This window comes from Kitasatospora sp. NPDC058190, assembly GCF_042883685.1.
Taxonomy (GTDB): domain Bacteria; phylum Actinomycetota; class Actinomycetes; order Streptomycetales; family Streptomycetaceae; genus Kitasatospora.
Window position 1 is genome coordinate 1 of the sequence record NZ_JBHVVI010000290.1, and the last position, 1,832, is coordinate 1,832.

Consider the following 1,832-nt stretch of genomic DNA (forward strand, 5'->3'; position numbering starts at 1 on the left):
TGCTGTGATGGGTAGGGGAGCGTCGTGTGCCGGGTGAAGCGGCCGAGGAATCGAGTCGTGGACGGTATACGAGTGAGAATGCAGGCATGAGTAGCGATACAAGAGTGGGAAACTCTTGCGCCGATTGACCAAGGGTTCCTGGGTCAAGCTGATCTGCCCAGGGTAAGTCGGGACCTAAGGCGAGGCCGACAGGCGTAGTCGATGGACAACGGGTTGATATTCCCGTACCCGCTTTGAAGCGCCAACGCTGAACCTCTTGATGCTAAGCCCGTGAAGCCGTCCCGGAGCCTTCGGGCAAAGGGAAGTGGTGGAGCCGGTGACCCAACGGGGTAGTAGGTGAGCGATGGGGTGACGCAGGAAGGTAGTCCAGCCCGGGCGGTGGTTGTCCCGGGGTAAGGGTGTAGGACGTTACGTAGGCAAATCCGCGTAGCACATAGTCTGAGACCTGATGCCGAGCCGATTGTGGTGAAGTGGATGATCCTATGCTGTCGAGAAAAGCCTCTAGCGAGTTTCATGGCGGCCCGTACCCCAAACCGACTCAGGTGGTCAGGTAGAGAATACCGAGGCGTTCGGGTGAACTATGGTTAAGGAACTCGGCAAAATGCCCCCGTAACTTCGGGAGAAGGGGGGCCATTCCTGGTGACGAGTCTTGCACTCTGAGCTGGGGGTGGCCGCAGAGACCAGCGAGAAGCGACTGTTTACTAAAAACACAGGTCCGTGCGAAGCCGTAAGGCGATGTATACGGACTGACGCCTGCCCGGTGCTGGAACGTTAAGGGGACCGGTTAGCTCTGATTCGTCGGGGCGAAGCTGAGAACTTAAGCGCCAGTAAACGGCGGTGGTAACTATAACCATCCTAAGGTAGCGAAATTCCTTGTCGGGTAAGTTCCGACCTGCACGAATGGCGTAACGACTTCTCGACTGTCTCAACCATAGGCCCGGTGAAATTGCATTACGAGTAAAGATGCTCGTTTCGCGCAGCAGGACGGAAAGACCCCGGGACCTTTACTATAGCTTGATATTGGTGTTCGGTTCGGCTTGTGTAGGATAGGTGGGAGACTGTGAAGCAGCAACGCCAGTTGTTGTGGAGTCGCCGTTGAAATACCACTCTGGTCGTGCTGGATGTCTAACCTGGGTCCGTGATCCGGATCAGGGACAGTGTCTGGTGGGTAGTTTAACTGGGGCGGTTGCCTCCTAAAGGGTAACGGAGGCGCCCAAAGGTTCCCTCAGCCTGGTTGGCAATCAGGTGTTGAGTGTAAGTGCACAAGGGAGCTTGACTGTGAGACTGACGGGTCGAGCAGGTACGAAAGTAGGGACTAGTGATCCGGCGGTGGCTTGTGGAAGCGCCGTCGCTCAACGGATAAAAGGTACCCCGGGGATAACAGGCTGATCTTCCCCAAGAGTCCATATCGACGGGATGGTTTGGCACCTCGATGTCGGCTCGTCGCATCCTGGGGCTGGAGTAGGTCCCAAGGGTTGGGCTGTTCGCCCATTAAAGCGGTACGCGAGCTGGGTTTAGAACGTCGTGAGACAGTTCGGTCCCTATCCGCTGTGCGCGTAGGAGTGTTGAGAAGGGCTGTCCCTAGTACGAGAGGACCGGGACGGACGAACCTCTGGTGTGCCAGTTGTCCTGCCAAGGGCATGGCTGGTTGGCTACGTTCGGGAGGGATAACCGCTGAAAGCATCTAAGCGGGAAGCCTGCTTCGAGATGAGCACTCCCACCTCCTTGAGAGGGTAAGGCTCCCAGTAGACGACTGGGTTGATAGGCCGGATATGGAAGCCCTGTGAGGGGTGGAGTTGACCGGTACTAATAGGCCGAGGGCTTGTCCTCAG

At 57.0% G+C, this 1,832-nt stretch carries 1 rRNA gene; it reads left to right on the forward strand.

Annotation, left to right across the window (positions count from 1 at the left end):
* A 23S ribosomal RNA gene (locus ACFVWU_RS44860) occupies positions 1-1,830 on the forward strand; the annotation flags it as partial.
* Between the last annotated feature and the right edge of the window lie 2 nt (positions 1,831-1,832).